The organism is Verrucomicrobiia bacterium, from assembly GCA_019694135.1.
GTDB lineage: Bacteria > Verrucomicrobiota > Verrucomicrobiia > JADLBR01 > JAIBCM01 > JAIBCM01.
The window spans coordinates 282,591-298,876 of sequence record JAIBCM010000002.1 but is presented as its reverse complement, the minus strand read 5'-3'; the positions used below and the strand labels follow the sequence as shown (position 1 = coordinate 298,876).

Here is a 16,286-nt window from a genome sequence, read left to right as displayed (position 1 = left end):
CCAAAACTAAATCGTGCTAACGAACTAACATGAAATCAGTGCTTATTATCGGTGCCGGACTATCCGGACTCACTACAGCCACTGCTTTAAAAAAAAGCGGCTATTCCATTACACTGTTAGAAGCATCTCAATCGCCCGGTGGCGTGGCTCAAACTATTTTAAAAAATGGATTCCGTTGCGAATTAGGCCCCAACACTTTTTTAGTTTCCCAACCTGAAACAGTCCAATTTCTTAAAGAAAATGCTCTCTGGGAAAATGCAATGGATGCCGCGCCTAGGGCCAAAAATCGTTTTGTAGTAAAAAATGAAAAACTAACTCCTCTTCCCATCAATCCTCTATCTCTATTATTCACCCCTCTCATTTCCTGGCAGGGAAAACGTCAACTTTGGCATGGGCTCCTTTCCTCATCTCCTGTAAAGTCTGAAGAAACAATTGCCAACTTTTTCCGTCAAGAATTTGGAAAAGAAATTTTACAAGAAATGGTGGATCCTTTTATCTCAGGCATTTGGGCAGGCAACCCAGAACAACTCATTTTACGTCATGCCTTTCCCAAGCTTTATCACATCAAAAATGAGTCAAAAAATTTAGTTCACACCTTTTTAAAAAAGAAAAAAACAGGCGTAAAACGCCGTTTAATTTCGTGGCCAGAAGGCCTGGGATTTCTCAGCCAGAAACTTGCTTCTCATCAAACGATTCATTATCAAACGGAGGCACTAGCCCTCACTCAAAAAAACAATCAATTCCATGTCGAAACCAACAAACAAACTTTCACTAGCGACTTTGTTATTTTAGCCACATCTCTTTCACAAGTCAGTAAACTGCTAACTCCGATCATTCCAGAACCTAAAAATTTTACGACCCTTCCACAAGCCTCACTCAACGTTATTCATCTGGGTTTCCATCGTGCTGCGATTAAACATCCTTTAAACGGATTTGGCGTTTTAATTAGTCGCAAAAGAAACATTCGCACATTGGGTGCCCTTTTTTCTTCCACACTTTTCCCCCAACGGGCGCCTAACAATCACATTCTCTTAACCGCTTTTCTCGGAGGCGTTCAAGATCCAGAAGCTATCACGCTCTCAGACGAAATGCTTTTGGAACAAGTTCAAAGCGATCTCGGCCCTTTGCTAGGCATCACCCAAAAACCAACTTTTCACCATATCGTTCGCTGGCCTCAAGCCATTCCACAATACGATATCCATTACGATTCTTTTTTGGATTTCTGCCAAAATGTGGAACGCCAATTTCCTGGTCTTTATCTCTTAGGCAACTATCGCGGCGGCATCTCTTTAGAGAACGTTATTTTAAATGCTCTAAAATTGAGCGATTTCTTTCCTTCGACAAATTCTCATAAGCGATAATCTGAAATAATATGGCTGATCGACTTTATTTCACTCGGATTTCGATCTGTTTTGGTGTTGCTCTACTTTTTCATTTCATCTTTCTCAATCAATCTTGGTTTAAAAAAGAGAGCATTTCTTATTCCGTTACTCAAGGCGTCTCACTGCCGCAACTTCATCTTTTTCAACCCGATGTTTTCGCCAGCGACAAAATCAACGTTCAACCACAAATCCCTCAACCACCCAAAACAACCGATCCTGTTCCTTCTGCCACTATAACAAAACCTTCTTTAAAAGCCTCACCCACTTTCCCGACTACTCAATCTTCACAAAAACCGTCTCAAACCCTTACCAAACACAAACCTGCCACCTCTTCAACACAACAACCTTCTGGGGCTACTTTTACTGCCGCACCCGATTCATTGCATAACTCTCCGCCTCTCTATCCCGATATTGCACGACAAAAAGGTCAGGAAGGTTTCGTACTATTACAAGTACAAGTTTCAGAACAAGGAATTCCTTTAAACGTTCAACTCCTAAAAAGCAGCCGATTTCCGTTGCTCGATCAAGCTGCTTTGAAATCAGTGCGTCAATGGAAATTTAAACCTGCGCAATTCAATGGTCATCCTATTGCTTCTCAAGTAAACGTCCCCATTCAATTCCGACTTTCTGATCCTCTTTAACTCTTAATTCTTTACCATTTTCGAGAAATTTGCGAATTCATTGCCATCATGTCGTCACTTAGCACTGCTTACGAACCCAAACATGTGGAAGAAAAATGGTATGCCGATTGGCTGAAAGAAAATTATTTTCACGCTGATCCTCATTCCTCAAAACCCGCTTTTTCCATCGTGATCCCTCCTCCCAACGTCACAGGCGTCCTAACCATGGGGCATGTTCTCAATAACACCATTCAAGACATTCTTTGCCGCAAAGCCCGTATGGAAGGCAAAGAGGTGCTCTGGCTACCTGGCACCGATCACGCCGGCATCGCCACTCAAACGGTTGTGGAGCGCGAACTCAAAAAAACAGAAAAGAAAACACGACGCGATTTGGGCCGTGAAGAATTTTTAAAACGCGTTTGGAATTGGAAAGAAAAACACGGCGGCATTATCATTCAACAGCTCAAAAAATTAGGTTGCTCGTGCGATTGGGAGCGCGAACGCTTCACCATGGATGAAGCTTACTCACGTCGAGTCGCAGAAGTTTTTATCGATCTTTACCAAAAAGGTCTCATCTACCGAGGTAAACGCATGGTCAACTGGTGTCCGGTTTCCCTTACCGCACTAAGTGATGAAGAAGTGATTCCTAAACCTCAGCAAAGCACACTTTATTACGTCAAATATGAAATTGTAGAAAAACCGGGAACCTTTTTAGAAATTGCCACTACTCGTCCTGAAACCATCATGGGCGACACTGCGGTTGCCGTAAATCCGGAAGACCCACGCTACAAAAATTTTATTGGTCTACATTGTCGACGACCTCTGCCTGAAGAAAAACAAGAAGCCATTCTGATCATTGGCGATTCGCACATCGATAAAGAGTTTGGCACTGGCGTTTTGAAAGTAACACCAGCCCATGATAAAGCCGACTTTGAAATCGGCCAACATCATCAGCTACCCATTATCGACATCATGAACCCTAACGGCACAATGAACGCACTCGCGGGCGAAGATTTCCAAAATCTCGATCGATTTGAAGCGAGAAAATTGGCAGTCGAAAAATTGAAAATTCTTGGATTACTCATTCGCGAAGAGCCCTATCAAAATAATGTCGGTTTTAGCGAACGTGCTGATGTGCCCATCGAACCGCGCTTGAGCGAACAATGGTTTTTAAAATATCCCAAAACTCAAGAAGCACGCCATGCCGTACACAAGCACCTCATTCGCTTTTTTCCCGAACGTTGGGAAAAGGTTTACGATCACTGGCTCGAAAACATTCAAGATTGGTGTATTTCTCGACAACTTTGGTGGGGGCACCGAATTCCGGTTTGGTATAATAAAAAAAATCTATCGGAAATTAAAGTTTCCCTCACGTCCCCAGGAGAAGATTGGGAGCAAGATTCCGACGTTTTAGACACTTGGTTTTCTTCATGGCTTTGGCCATTTGACACCATGGATGAAAAAACGTTGGCAAAATTTTATCCCACGAGCGTTCTAGTCACCGGTCCCGATATTATCTTTTTCTGGGTAGCGCGAATGATTATGGCTGGTTTGGAATATAAAAATGAAATTCCTTTCCACGACGTTTACTTCACCGGCATCATTCGCGATAAACAAGGGCGTAAAATGTCTAAATCCCTTGGCAATTCCCCCGATCCTCTGGATTTAATCAGCAAATATGGCGCAGACGGTTTACGCTTCGGACTCATGCGCATCGCACCACAAGGTCAAGACATTCGATTTGACGAAACGCAAATTGTTGAAGGACGCAATTTCTGCAACAAACTTTGGAACGCTTGTCGCTTTCGTCTATTGCAAGGCCCAATTGATCCCCAAGCCGATCCCAGCAAACATCAACTCACACTTTTCACACAAGATCTTTTAGCAAAATTAAACGATACCCTTACGAAAATGAACCGTGCATTTGAGGGTTATCATTTCAACGAAATGGCGCAAACTCTTTACGATTTTGTCTGGGGCGATTTTTGCGACTGGTTTTTGGAAGTAGCCAAAGCCGAATTCAATTCCTCTTCCAACGAATCTCGCAAACAAGTCACCCTCGCAACAATTGATTACACTTTGTCGCACATCTTGCGTTTACTCCATCCCTTAACTCCTTTTATCACAGAGGAATTATGGCATGAACTAGGTTTTGATCAGGGCACCATTCAATTCGCAAATTGGCCACAACCTTCTTCACATTTTTCATCTGAACCTAAAGCTGAAATGATTTACCAATCTGTCAGTAAAGCGCGCACTCTACGAACTCATTACAATATTCCATCCAACAAAAAAGTGCGCTGGCTGCTACAGGTAAAGGAACCATGGATTCAAAACGAACTGCATGTCATTCAAACTTTGTTGAATGCTCAAACTTTAGAATTTATTACGGAAGACAATATTGCTCCAGTTTGTTTGACAGACCTCGGCAAATTTTACTTACCTTTAGAGGGTTTGATTGATCGAGAAGCAGAAAAAACGCGGCTCGCTAAAGAACTGGAAAAAACAAAAAAAGATTGGGATCAAACTCAAACTAAATTAAATAATCCATCCTTCGCAGAAAAAGTGCCTCCATCCGTTTTACAAGAACATCAAGAACGCGCCAAAAAGCTCGAAGAAAAAATTGATCAACTGCAGGTTCAACTAAAAAACCTAGATAACCTTTCTTAGTTGTCACTTCCCGTAGCGCTCGCCATAACTTTTTTCATGAACTACGATGTTCTCATCATCGGCGCGGGTCACAACGGCCTCACCTGTGCCTGTTATCTGGCCAAAGCGGGATTAAAAGTGGCAGTGGTAGAACGTCGCTCTATTGCCGGCGGCGCCGTTTGCACAGAAGATAATATTATTCCTGGCTATAAAATTGATGTCGGCTCTTCCGCTCATATCATGATACATCTTACGCCGGTTTTGCACGATCTCGAACTTCACCGTTTTGGACTTGAATATTTGGATATGGATCCGTGGGCGAGTTATCCAATTCCCGGAACCAACCAAATCATTTTTTTCTGGCGCGATCTCGATAAAACCTGTGAAAGCATTGCACAAATATCCCCATCCGATGCGGAAACCTATCGCCATTTTGTTTTACAGTGGCAAAAGTTAAACGAAGCCATCTTCGACACTTTTCTGCAGCCACCTACTTTTCGAAATTTAGTTTGGACTTTTCTGCGTCACAACTTTCGCGATCGCAACCAACGAAAACTCTGGTCGAATCTCGACATGGTTCGACAACTCATGGCACCTTATCGACAGCTCATTGAAGAAAAATTTACCAATGAACACATTCGGACAGCATTAGAATGGCTAGCTGCACAAGCAGGACCGGCGCCCACGGAGCTTGCAGCCGGCGATTTATTAGGATGGAATGCCATGATTCATAAAAGCGGCGCAAAACGTGCTAAAGGCGGGAGCGGCGCCTTAACTCAGGCCATGGCTAAACGATTTTTGCAAGATGGTGGTAAACTTTTTCTCGATGCTGAAATAGTTGAAGTCACACACGCCCAAGCTCAATGGCACGTCACAACCCAAACGGGTCAAAATTTTCATGCAAAAAAAATTGTCTGCGCCATGCATATCGTGCCTTTTTTTACGAAACTTTTGAAAGATTGTCCTGAAAAACTCAAAAAACGCATTACCAACGTGCGCGTCGGCAATGGATTTGGCATGATCGTGCGCCACGCCGTTTCCGAACTTCCTCGCTATACTAATACCGAACACGATGCTTTAGCCCATCGCGGCCTTCAACTGTTATGCCCCAATCGTGAACATCTTTTGAGTTCCTATCTCGATTATCAAGCCGGCTTACCTCCACAAAATCCTTCTGTTGTTGCGATGACTTTTACCGCTTTGGATTCCTCGCTCGCACCTACGGGAAAGCATCTTTTATTTACTTGGGGACAATGGCATCCTTACGCGCTAGCAAATGGAGAGAATTGGGATAACATCGCCCAACGCGAAGCCGACAAACTCTATCAACTCGTCTGTCACTATGCACCAAACATGCAAAATAAATTAATCGATCGCTACATCCAAACTCCTTTAGAAATTGAAAAGCGATTAGGCCTTGTGAACGCAAATGTGATGCATTTGGAAATGAGTTTGGATCAAATGTTTTTTTTCCGCCCTCTACCCGAACTTTCGCGCTACGAAGTCCCTGATTTACCCAATCTTTATCTCACCGGCGCCAGCACTCATCCTGGTGGCGGCGTTTTTGCGGCTAGCGGCTACAACACCGCTCAAGTGATTTTGAAGAAAAAATAAACCCTTTTTGGTGAACCTTACCATTCTACACTTCTTATTTTTTACTCCTGCCCGCAGCGCTTTGCGCAGCAATGCGGGCAGGCCTTAAAGTCTCAATCACCGAAGAAAAATCGGATTCACTTAAACCCATCTTTTTTGCTTTTTCATAACTTTTTATCAAAGTTTGGGTTTGTGGAATAGGTTGCGAAATTTTTTTTGCGAATTTCATAATCAAATGCAAATCCTTATGCATATTCTGCAACGAAAAATTAGAAGTATATTCTTTTTCAAGAATTTTTTCTCGTTTTGCGTCAGTCAATGCCGAGCGACAACTGTGTTGCGCTAACGCAGAAAAAAAGATTTCTCCTGGCACACCCGCTTTTTCGGCAAGGGCATAACCCTCGGCTAACCCTTGATACAAGTTCGCAGCAAACAAATTCAATGCCAACTTTAATGCTGTGCCTTGTCCGATGTCGCCCACACGAAAAATGCCCTGGCTAATGCGATGATACACCGGTTCAACTCTCTCTAAAACATTCTCTTTTTCGCCCACAAAAAATAGCGTCTGTCGTTTTTCGGATTCGCCACGACTTCCGCTAAAAGGCATGTCTAAAAATTGCGCTTTTTTTTGTTCTACCCATTTTGCAAAACGTCGCGTTTCATCAAAACCGATTGTGCTATGTTGCGCGACCACCGTGCGTTTATTCAATTTTTTCTGAATTGTAGCCAAAACTTTTTCGACAGCTTTTGCATCGGACACCACAATCGCAATGAGATCAGCATCGCGCGCGACCGTTTCTGGGTCACTGGAAAAACCGGGAAATTCAGGTTTAGGCGTGCGATTCCAAACGCGCACTTCATGACCATCTGCGCGCCAATGACGCGCCCAAATCGAACCAATCGTGCCTAATCCAAAAACGCCAATACGCATGGCTTATCCAAACCTATTTTCAGCAAATTATCAATACCGATAATGCTCTGGTTTATAAGGACCCTCGACTTTAATACCCAAATACTCTGCTTGTTTTGGAGTCAGTTTCGTTAGCTTTACGCCTAATTTTCCTAAATGGAGTCGAGCCACCTTTTCATCCAATTCTTTAGGTAAAATATAAAGTTCATTTTTATATTTTCCGGAATTGCGTTCCGACCACAATTCAATTTGCGCCATCACTTGATTCGTAAAAGAGGCGCTCATCACGAAACTCGGATGCCCTGTCGCGCAACCTAAATTAACCAAACGACCTTCGGCTAAAACTGTAATCACCTTGCCATTCGGCCATACAAATTGATCCACTTGCGGCTTCACTTCGATGCGTTTCAATTTTTTATCTGAATACAACGAGCCCACTTGCACTTCAGAATCAAAATGGCCAATGTTACACACAATCGCTTGCGTTTTCATTTTATCCATATGTTCGCGAGTAATCACATCGATATTACCAGTTGTTGTCACAAAGATATCGCCATAAACGGAGGCATCCTCCATCGTCACCACCTTATAGCCTTCCATCGCGGCTTGCAGCGCATTGATCGGGTCAATTTCGGTAATTTCCACGCGTGCGCCCAAGCCGATTGCTGCTTTGGCGCAACCTTTGCCCACGTCACCATAACCGCAAACAATCACGACTTTACCTGCAAACATCACATCCGTCGCGCGTTTCACCGCATCCACGAATGATTCACGGCAACCGTAAAGATTATCAAATTTACTTTTTGTGCAAGAATCGTTCACATTAATCGCCGGCACTTTCAACGTCCCATTTTTGACGCGATGCGCCAAACGATGCACGCCAGTTGTCGTTTCTTCAGAAAGGCCATGAATTTCGGCCAGAAGCTCATGATATTTATCATGGACCATGTTGGTTAAATCGCCGCCATCATCCAAAATCATGTTGAGCTGCGAACCATCAGGCCAACGCAACGTCTGCTCAATACACCAATCAAACTCTTCAGCATTCATTCCCTTCCAAGCAAACACAGGAATGCCTCGCGCTGCAATGGCAGCCGCCGCATGATCTTGAGTCGAAAAAATATTGCACGAGCTCCAACGCACTTCCGCGCCCAACTCCACCAATGTCTCAATCAAAACTGCGGTTTGAATGGTCATATGCAAACAACCCGCAATTTTTGCGCCTTTCAATGGAAACTTGCCCTTATACTCTTCGCGAAGCGCCATGAGACCGGGCATTTCCGATTCTGCAATTGTGATTTCTTTACGACCAAACTCGGCCTGAGTAATATCTTTAACTTTATAATCTTGTTTCATTGTCGTTTTATCGTTCTTTTTAAATTCTGCAACTGCGCTCATAATTTATCTCCTGATTATAATCCAACTTCTTTTCGTAAAATTTTTGCTTTATCCGTATTTTCCCACGGCACTTCTTTCAAGCCAGAAGCATGACCGAAATGACCATAATTCGTTGTGCGACTATAAATGGGTCGCAATAAATTTAACTGCTTAACAATATCCGCAGGTTTAAAACTAAAAACTTTGTTAACCGCTTTGAATATTTTTTTCTCATCCACCTTATGTGTTCCAAAAGTATCAATAAAAACGGAAACCGGTTTCGGATGTCCAATCGCATAAGCAAACTGCACTTCAACACGATCTGCCAACCCTGCCGCCACAATATTTTTAGCAACATAGCGACCCATGTAAGCCGCGCTACGATCCACTTTGCTCGGATCCTTTCCGCTAAATGCGCCACCGCCATGACGACCCATGCCACCATACGTGTCGACAATAATTTTTCTTCCCGTCAAACCTGCATCACCTTGCGGCCCCCCGATTACAAATTTCCCTGTGGGATTCATTAAAAATTCCGTTTTTTTATCCAACATGCGTTCGGGAATCACTTTTTTCACCACTTCGTTAATCAAAAATCGCTCAATTTCGCTATGCGAAACATTTGCTGCATGTTGCGTGGAAATAACAACCGCCGTTACCCCAACGGGTTTGCCATTTTCATAACGCACCGAAACCTGGCTTTTTGCGTCGGGACGCAACCATTTGACTTTTCCGGTCTTGCGAATCGCTGTTAATTGCCGGCCCAAACGATGCGCATACATAATGGGCGCTGGCATCAACTCGCGCGTTTCATTACAAGCGAAACCAAACATCAAACCTTGATCACCCGCACCTTGCTCAGCCGTTTTTTTACCATCCGCTTTGCGCGCGTCCACACCTTGAGCAATATCAGAGCTTTGTCGCGTAATGGCATTAGTAATAATCACACGATCAGCATGAAACACATCATCATCATGCACATAACCGATACGACGAATCGCTTCGCGTGCAATTTTTCCCAATTCCAACTCCGCTCGAGTGGTAATTTCTCCAGCAATCACCACTAAATTACTTTTACAAAGTGTTTCACAGGCGACTCGTGAAAATTTATCCTGTGCCAAACACGCGTCCAGAATAGCATCGGAAATCGTGTCGCAAACCTTATCAGGATGTCCCTCGCCCACCGACTCGGAAGAAAAAATAAAATCTCGATTCATGATTTTAACTTAATGAGACCACTTTGTCTTTGCAACGAAAAAATATTGACCCATCATGATATCATTATATTTAAAGCTTTATCATGAATTGGGTGCAGGCATTAAAACTTTTAGCAGACCCCACACGCTTGCGACTCTTAGCCGTCTTGCAACACGACAATCTTTCCGTAGCCGAATTACAAGAGGTGTTAAACATGGGACAATCCCGCATCTCCACCCATCTTGGCATTTTACGAAAAGGAGGTTTGTTAATCGACCAACGCGAAGGAAAAAAAATCTTTTATCAATGGCCACCGGATCTCGCGCCTTCTCTTATCCAATTAATTCAAACAACGTTGGAACATGCCACCCTATCGCGTGAATTTGCTCGAGACCAAGAAACATTAAAAACTGTCTTAAAGCGTCGACGAGAACAAACTCAAGCCTATTTCAATGCTCTCGCCGGTCGCGCGGATAAAAAGTATTGCCCCGGACGTTCGTGGCAAAATTTGGCTCACCTTTTCCTAGAATTAATTCCGCCTTCTTTAGAAATTGCGGATTTAGGAGCGGGCGAAGGTCTCATTTCCCGTTCATTGGCTTTGCGCGCTAAAAAGGTAATCGCTGTAGATAACTCCGAAAAAATGGTGAAACACAGTCAACAACAAGCAGAAAAATTAGGGTTAAAAAATTTGGAATTTCGCATGGGCGACCTGGAAGCGCCGCCAATTGAAAAAAATTCTGTGGATGTCGTCATTTTCAGCCAAGCTTTGCATCATGCCGCTAACCCCCAGCGCGCCTTGCAAGCGGCATATACTTTGTTGCGCAATCAGGGAAAACTTTTGATTTTAGATTTGAAACAGCATCATTACGAAGCGGCTCGTAAATTGTATTCCGACACCTGGCTTGGCTTTCGAGAAAATGATTTAACTCGCTGGCTCAAACGCTGCGGTTTCACCCAGGTCTTCTGCCGCTTGTTGGAGCGAGAAGAGAAAAAACCTCATTTTCAACCATTACTCGCAAGCGCAATAAAATAAAAGGTTTAAGCTATTAGCAATTGGCTGTTAGCTAACCACTAAAAGCTAATCGCTCAATAAAATTAAGCTCGACAACTTAAAAAAATAAGCCACATTTCAGAGAGTAATTTGAGCGCAAAAAAATCGATTCTTATTATTGAAAATGACAGCCGCCTTTCGCGCGGCTTGCGAGATCACTTGGAAAAAACATTTCACGAAACCCGTGTGGAAATTGCAGGCTCAGCCGCTAAGGCAAAGCATATCTGCCAAATGTTTCCGCCTAATTTCATTCTTTGGGATGGCACGCCTAACGAACACGGATCGCAAGAGGAATATGAACAATGTATTCCTGAAAATCTCTGGTCACGCGTGATTCCGATTTCCGAAAACGAAACTCACTTAACTTTTGCTAAAGACAAAGGCTCCCACACACCTATCCCGAAACAAAATCATGCAATTCACGCTTGGATTGATCAAGTCACGCATTATTTGAATCCTTTGGTCAACCATTCCAAAGGCAAATCTAAATCTTAAAGCCCTAACAACTCGCCACCACCTTTTAAGGCATTCTGGTCGACTCGATCTAAAAAATTGCCAGTCTCTTTCTCTACTTGTTTAAACGCTTTATCCAATTTCCTGCCATCTTCATAAATGGCTTTTGCACTAAGCTCACCCCAGACATTTAATCCTCTATTTACGCGATCACCAACATTCGTGACAACATCAATTTGACCTCCTGTTACTAGCGAGGCCGCGCCTGTGACAACGGTGCCGCCAATATTAAGAGCTGTCGTTTCGACCCAATCGACTGCCTCTAACCCTTTAACAACTCCTTCACCCACCGCTTCGCCAGCCGGTGCAAAGGGATGAGGCGGAAGTTCAGGTCTATAGTCATTGCGAGCCTCGCCTAAAGTTATCAGAAGTAAAGCATCGGGATCTAAAAGTTGTTGCGTCGCATTAACTGCCAATTCTGTATATTGAATCGCTAAGTTACCAGTAGCTTCAGCCACTACTACTTTTTCTTGTGCGCTCTCCAATACATTTCTTATACGTTCAAGATTAGGGCTTCCTGAAGAAACCTCACTCGAAACAATAGCAAGCGCGTCATCAACCGCTTTTTCTGCTTTCTGAGCCGCTTGAAAATGAGCCTCTGCTCGCTCAACGGCCCATTGAACTCTTTCCTTCACTTCAGACGGCACCCGTTTTCCAGCGCTAACCATAGCCTTAAGTTGATCGCGTGCTTTTAATTGAGCGAGTTCCGCATCTACTCGAACACGCCTACTTGCTTGGGACCACTCTCCCATTTTTATCATGAACTCATCACTACTTACACCCACTCTTCTAAATGCAGGCATTACTTCATGATTTACTAATCTCACTGCCTGAGAAGCGGCCTCATGAGAGATATTCAGTTCATAAGCCAAACTTCGAGCACCTCGATAAAGCCCTTGAACAGCATGATCGGTTCCTAAAACTGAACGTAAAACACGGCCCCATTGACGAAATTTACCCATAATAATTTTTCCTTTTAGATTTAACCAACAAAAATATCTTTTAATTACATCGGGAAAAAGCAATTAAACATGAGCAAGGAACTCTGTCAAATTTAAGTTAGCAAGTTAGATTAGATATCTTGTCACACAAACTAGAATCCCAACCACGCTTTTCCGCCACTCAAAGCATCACGATCCATCTGATCCAAAAAGCCTGCAGTTTGTTTTTCGGCTTGTTGAAAAGCAGCATCTAACCTTTTCCCATCTTCACGAACCACTTTAGCAGCAACTGCACCAAATGCTTCTTCTGCCCGATCCAAGCGATCGCCCGAATCAGTAATGATAGGCACATGGCCTCCACTCACTAAAGACAATGCACCCGTAACTACAGTGCCACCAAAATTCAGCGCTTGGGTTTCTACCCAATCAATCGCCTCTAACCCCGAAATAGCCTTCTCACCCGCAGCTTTCCCAACCTCTATCATAGGATGCGGCTGGAGTTCGGGACGATAATCACCATGATCCACCCCGCCAGCAACTGCCAAAATAGTCCCATTGACTAGTTGCGGCGGCAATTCACGATAAAGATTCTTGCCAGCATCAATAGTCGTTTGCCCTGCTTTAGCCATCTGTTCATTAACCGCATAAACTGCGTCGACTTTTCTTTTCGCTACATCCCATGCCTCTTGAATAGCACCTAAATTGGGAGGCGTTTCTTTTAGCAAATCTTCAACTTGCGCAACCGCCTGTGCTGCGTCATCCGTTAATCCCTTTTGTTGCCTGGCTAATTTCCAAACATCTTCTGCACCATTATAGAGCTGATCGGCAAAAGCTGCTTGAGCATCAGAAAATCCCTGTCCATAAACACCTTTAGCAGAATTGGATAGTTCGCGCGCTTCACCGCTCATAGCGCCTAAATTCTTATTAGCTTCAGCTAGCCCGCCCTTTAAATTTTTAACTTTTTCCGCAAATTTAGCTTGTGCTGTTAAAGTAGCTTCTGCTCCTTGTCCTGATTTAGAAATCCAGCTATTTAACCATCTGTCTGACAAATCACTGTTTAACTTGGCCAAATTAATCCCATGGCGCGACCGTTCCACACTGCGAAACAATGCCCCTGCTCGAGAACAACTTTCACCCACCTTTAAAACATTGTTAATAGCTAAAGTTAATTCAGCAGCCAATCGACGCTGCCCAGCTATAATACGCGCACTATTTCCTCCTAATAATCTACGAACGATACGACCGCCAATTCCAAGCTTACCCATACAACTTTTATTTCTAAAACATTAATTTTACAAATTACTTCAGATAAAGAGCAATAAAACACCAGAAGTGAAGTTTGTCAAATTTCAGCAAAAGCTATTGCTAATCTTCTAGATAATTTCAGTTAAAAACCGCTTATTTGCGGACATAGGAACATATGTCTAATTTCACAACCCAAGCCCTGCCTGCAAAGAACCGTTCCGAATCGAGTTATCCATTTCGCCTAATCCTAAAGCTGCTTGTTTTCTCAATACTGCAAAAACATCATCCAGTCTTCCAGCACCAGAAGCCACTCCAGCAACTGCATCTGCTTCTGCTTGATCAATAGCGTCACCCAAGTCTCTTTTGTAACCTAGTGTTCCCACAGTTCCAGCCACATTGAGCGCACCAATCTGCAGATCACCCACAAATTTAGCCACGGTTAGCCCTCCTTTTCCAGCAACTGTTATAACTTCTCCCACAGGGTGCGGAGGAAGTTCTGTGTTAATAGTGCCAGGAATTATCGTCACAGCTAAAACTTCGGATTTTCCTTGTCCCAAAGCAGCTTCTACTGCTAGAATATCAGCTTCGGCTTGTTCTGCTTTTTGTGCTAAAAAATCGGCTTTGCGTTGCGCTTCTTTAGCGCTGGCTGATGCCTGATTTACCTCTATAGCGATGTCATCTGCGATGCTTTGAGCTTCACGAATTTCACGATTTATAGAATTGATCTGCGCATGAATAGCACCTTCATTTCTAGCAGCCTGCCTATTCAGAGGCACTACATTGGACTGATCGGCTGACCAATTCGAAACAGAAACTCTACCCTCTCTAATCTTAATAAGCCCATCTCGTTTTAATTGAAGACTTTTAATATTATTTACTTTAGCAGTAACTCTACTAGCCAATTGATCCGCATGCCTTGTAAGACGACTAGCCGTGTCAGCCGCGGCATCTGCAGCACGTCTGGCAATAGAGGCGATTTCTTTCACTTTCGCAAGGTTTCCACTGCGAGCTACGATTTTGATAACTCTAGCCACGTGCTCTGAAGCTACAAGATCAGCCTTAATCGCTCTTAATTTAATTCTTTCATGTTTTAAGTATGCATCGCTAAAAGCTTCACGAGCCGCATTCACCTCTTCTTGGACGCTATTGACACGTGGCGTCCAATTAGCTGCCTTTCGCAAATGATCCAATTCATCAGTTTTTGTTTTAAGTAGATGCCTAGAAACGTCCAACCCCCTTTCTGCCTCCATCAAAGCACGTTGCAAGCGAAGTGCTGCATCAACCCGATTAACATACCTACCTGTACGATTTCCTGCTCTGAAAAAACTAAGTAAAACTTTTGGATTGGGCATAATACAACTTACTTCATGATTCCGTGGAATCATTTCCCGGCAATAAATCACAGAAATTGAATCTGTCAAATTTCAGCAAGCTATTTTCTTGCTTTTTAGAAACTAATTTACTCCGATTCTATACAAGAGGAAGCAACGATCACCTTTAAAGCCCAAGCCCTGCCTGAAAAGAGCCGTCTTTAATTGAATTTTCCATTCTACCTAAACCTGCTGCGGTTTGCTGTTCAAACTGCTCAAAAATCTTACCCAATTTTTTACCACCAACGGAGGCAGCGCCCTCTATCACATTTTCCTCTAATCGATTAATGGTATCACCCAAATCTCTTTTGTAGCCTAGCGTTCCAACAGCTCCAGCCACATTGATTGCACCAGTCTTCGCATCACTCACAAATTCTACCGCTGTGAGCCCTGCTTCTGCTACACCTTTGATAGCTTCTCCCACAGGATGAGGTGGCAGTTCATGATTTATCGTTCCAGGAATCGCAACTAATGCCAAAGAGCCAACGCCACCTTTACCCAAAGTGGCTTCAGCGATTGCAACTTCGGCTTCAGCATCAGTGGCTTTTTGCGCTAAAAAATCGGCTTTACGTTGAGCCTCAGAAACACGAGCTTCTGCTTGAGCCAAATCTCGAGCGCCATAATCTGCAACACGTTGAGCTTCGCCAAGCTCAATATTTATTGTTCTAATAGCATGATCCTCTTTCGCCCTAGCCATGTCCCAGAAACGTCTTTCTGGAGAACCAGGTGGCAAGTCTGGAGGAGACACTCTGGCATCCCGAAGTGCAATTAAATCATCTCGCTCTGACTTAAGGCTAGCGATGCGTATGCGATCCCTCTGCACTGTATTAGTACAGGCTTCGGCACGCTCGGTCGCATAGCGAAGGCGATTTGATGCTTCATCCGCAGCACGCCTGGCTATGCCAGCGATTTCTTTTACTTTCGCAAGACTCCCTGTCTTAGTCACACGTTTTATCACATTAGCCGCATGCTTCGCGGCAATAACATCTACAACCTCAGCCTGGGAGCGAAGATCGGCGTATCTATTAGAAATCCTGGATAAAGCATGACGAGCATCGTCCATCTCTTCCCGAGCTTTGTCCAATCCCGGCAAAGCATTTTCCTTCCATCGAGGTGGCAATTTATGGTATTCAGCTAATAAACGCTCGTGTGTGGCGGTTTTCTCCTGGAAAAGATCTGAAGCCGACTGATACTCCTTTTGTAATCTGCTTAAGGTACGGCGCAAACGAAGAGCTTCATCAACACGGCCAGCTGGCGTTCGAGCATAACGCGCTCTTCTAGCAAGATTAATCAGTGTTTTGGGAGCGGCCATAAATTATGAAGCTTCTTACAGTTTATCCATTAATTTCTTCAAACTAAATCACAAAAATAAAATCTGTCAAATTAAGTAACAAAAACCGTGAAAATATTGACTTCTCCAAGTTCGCGCGCTATGCCG

Annotated in this window: 13 protein-coding genes; 6 read left to right on the top strand and 7 right to left on the bottom strand. The window is 43.6% G+C overall.

Translation table 11 applies throughout. The features are described from left to right. Positions 1-29: 29 nt before the first annotated feature. From hemG to K1X66_03780, 4 genes are read left to right on the top strand one after another with little or no spacing between them, the layout of a single operon-like run. Positions 30-1,361 (top strand): protoporphyrinogen oxidase, encoded by a 1,332-nt coding sequence (gene hemG, locus K1X66_03795; GenBank protein MBX7157491.1) that lies wholly within the window; start codon positions 30-32, stop codon positions 1,359-1,361. Between the two features lie 11 nt (positions 1,362-1,372). Next, positions 1,373-2,023, top strand: coding sequence for an energy transducer TonB (locus K1X66_03790; GenBank protein MBX7157490.1), 651 nt, complete (start codon positions 1,373-1,375; stop codon positions 2,021-2,023). Positions 2,024-2,071: 48 nt separating this feature from the next. Next, positions 2,072-4,672: a valine--tRNA ligase gene (locus K1X66_03785; protein ID MBX7157489.1), complete on the top strand. Its 2,601-nt coding sequence runs from the start codon at positions 2,072-2,074 to the stop codon at positions 4,670-4,672. A gap of 36 nt (positions 4,673-4,708) precedes the next feature. Further along, on the top strand, positions 4,709-6,265 hold the full coding sequence (locus tag K1X66_03780) for an NAD(P)/FAD-dependent oxidoreductase (GenBank protein ID MBX7157488.1): 1,557 nt from the start codon (positions 4,709-4,711) through the stop codon (positions 6,263-6,265). Between the two features lie 34 nt (positions 6,266-6,299). Here the strand turns inward: K1X66_03780 and K1X66_03775 are convergent, their stop codons facing one another. Genes K1X66_03775 through metK form a run of 3 tightly spaced genes read right to left on the bottom strand, consistent with a single transcriptional unit; the run spans position 6,300 to position 9,748 of the window. After that, positions 6,300-7,175, bottom strand: coding sequence for an NAD(P)-dependent oxidoreductase (locus K1X66_03775; GenBank protein ID MBX7157487.1), 876 nt, complete (start codon positions 7,173-7,175; stop codon positions 6,300-6,302). Between the two features lie 30 nt (positions 7,176-7,205). After that, positions 7,206-8,510 carry an adenosylhomocysteinase gene (gene ahcY, locus K1X66_03770; protein ID MBX7157486.1) on the bottom strand — a complete coding sequence of 435 codons (1,305 nt, stop codon included), beginning with the start codon at positions 8,508-8,510 and terminating at the stop codon, positions 7,206-7,208. Between the two features lie 56 nt (positions 8,511-8,566). Next, the gene (gene metK / locus K1X66_03765) at positions 8,567-9,748 is read right to left on the bottom strand and encodes a methionine adenosyltransferase (GenBank protein ID MBX7157485.1); all 1,182 of its coding nucleotides are present in this window, start codon (positions 9,746-9,748) and stop codon (positions 8,567-8,569) included. 83 nt (positions 9,749-9,831) lie between these two features. On the opposite strand from metK, the gene K1X66_03760 reads away from it, so the two are divergent. Next, positions 9,832-10,761: a metalloregulator ArsR/SmtB family transcription factor gene (locus K1X66_03760; protein MBX7157484.1), complete on the top strand. Its 930-nt coding sequence runs from the start codon at positions 9,832-9,834 to the stop codon at positions 10,759-10,761. A gap of 108 nt (positions 10,762-10,869) precedes the next feature. After that, entirely contained in the window at positions 10,870-11,274 is a 405-nt protein-coding gene (locus K1X66_03755; GenBank protein MBX7157483.1) for a hypothetical protein, read from the top strand. On the opposite strand, the gene K1X66_03750 is transcribed toward K1X66_03755, so the two are convergent. The 4 genes from K1X66_03750 to K1X66_03735 form a co-directional block, all read right to left on the bottom strand. Further along, the gene (locus tag K1X66_03750) at positions 11,271-12,254 is read right to left on the bottom strand and encodes a hypothetical protein (protein MBX7157482.1); all 984 of its coding nucleotides are present in this window, start codon (positions 12,252-12,254) and stop codon (positions 11,271-11,273) included. The two genes, K1X66_03755 and K1X66_03750, sit on opposite strands and share 4 nt — an antisense overlap. A 131-nt stretch (positions 12,255-12,385) precedes the next feature. Next, positions 12,386-13,498 carry a hypothetical protein gene (locus K1X66_03745; protein MBX7157481.1) on the bottom strand — a complete coding sequence of 371 codons (1,113 nt, stop codon included), beginning with the start codon at positions 13,496-13,498 and terminating at the stop codon, positions 12,386-12,388. Between the two features lie 165 nt (positions 13,499-13,663). Further along, positions 13,664-14,830 (bottom strand): hypothetical protein, encoded by a 1,167-nt coding sequence (locus K1X66_03740; protein MBX7157480.1) that lies wholly within the window; start codon positions 14,828-14,830, stop codon positions 13,664-13,666. A gap of 145 nt (positions 14,831-14,975) precedes the next feature. Next, complete coding sequence (locus tag K1X66_03735; GenBank protein MBX7157479.1) at positions 14,976-16,160, bottom strand: hypothetical protein; 1,185 nt, start codon at positions 16,158-16,160, stop codon at positions 14,976-14,978. Between the last annotated feature and the right edge of the window lie 126 nt (positions 16,161-16,286).

What these genes read in the sequence shown, in the direction of transcription:
- K1X66_03745 (MBX7157481.1), bottom strand. Translation starts at nt 13,498, where the DNA reads ATGGGTAAGCTTGGAATTGGCGGTCGTATCGTTCGTAGATTATTAGGA.
- K1X66_03790 (MBX7157490.1), top strand. Translation starts at nt 1,373, where the DNA reads ATGGCTGATCGACTTTATTTCACTCGGATTTCGATCTGTTTTGGTGTT.
- ahcY (MBX7157486.1), bottom strand. Translation starts at nt 8,510, where the DNA reads ATGAAACAAGATTATAAAGTTAAAGATATTACTCAGGCCGAGTTTGGT.
- hemG (MBX7157491.1), top strand. Translation starts at nt 30, where the DNA reads ATGAAATCAGTGCTTATTATCGGTGCCGGACTATCCGGACTCACTACA.
- K1X66_03750 (MBX7157482.1), bottom strand. Translation starts at nt 12,254, where the DNA reads ATGGGTAAATTTCGTCAATGGGGCCGTGTTTTACGTTCAGTTTTAGGA.
- K1X66_03735 (MBX7157479.1), bottom strand. Translation starts at nt 16,160, where the DNA reads ATGGCCGCTCCCAAAACACTGATTAATCTTGCTAGAAGAGCGCGTTAT.
- K1X66_03740 (MBX7157480.1), bottom strand. Translation starts at nt 14,830, where the DNA reads ATGCCCAATCCAAAAGTTTTACTTAGTTTTTTCAGAGCAGGAAATCGT.
- metK (MBX7157485.1), bottom strand. Translation starts at nt 9,748, where the DNA reads ATGAATCGAGATTTTATTTTTTCTTCCGAGTCGGTGGGCGAGGGACAT.
- K1X66_03785 (MBX7157489.1), top strand. Translation starts at nt 2,072, where the DNA reads ATGTCGTCACTTAGCACTGCTTACGAACCCAAACATGTGGAAGAAAAA.
- K1X66_03775 (MBX7157487.1), bottom strand. Translation starts at nt 7,175, where the DNA reads ATGCGTATTGGCGTTTTTGGATTAGGCACGATTGGTTCGATTTGGGCG.
- K1X66_03760 (MBX7157484.1), top strand. Translation starts at nt 9,832, where the DNA reads ATGAATTGGGTGCAGGCATTAAAACTTTTAGCAGACCCCACACGCTTG.
- K1X66_03780 (MBX7157488.1), top strand. Translation starts at nt 4,709, where the DNA reads ATGAACTACGATGTTCTCATCATCGGCGCGGGTCACAACGGCCTCACC.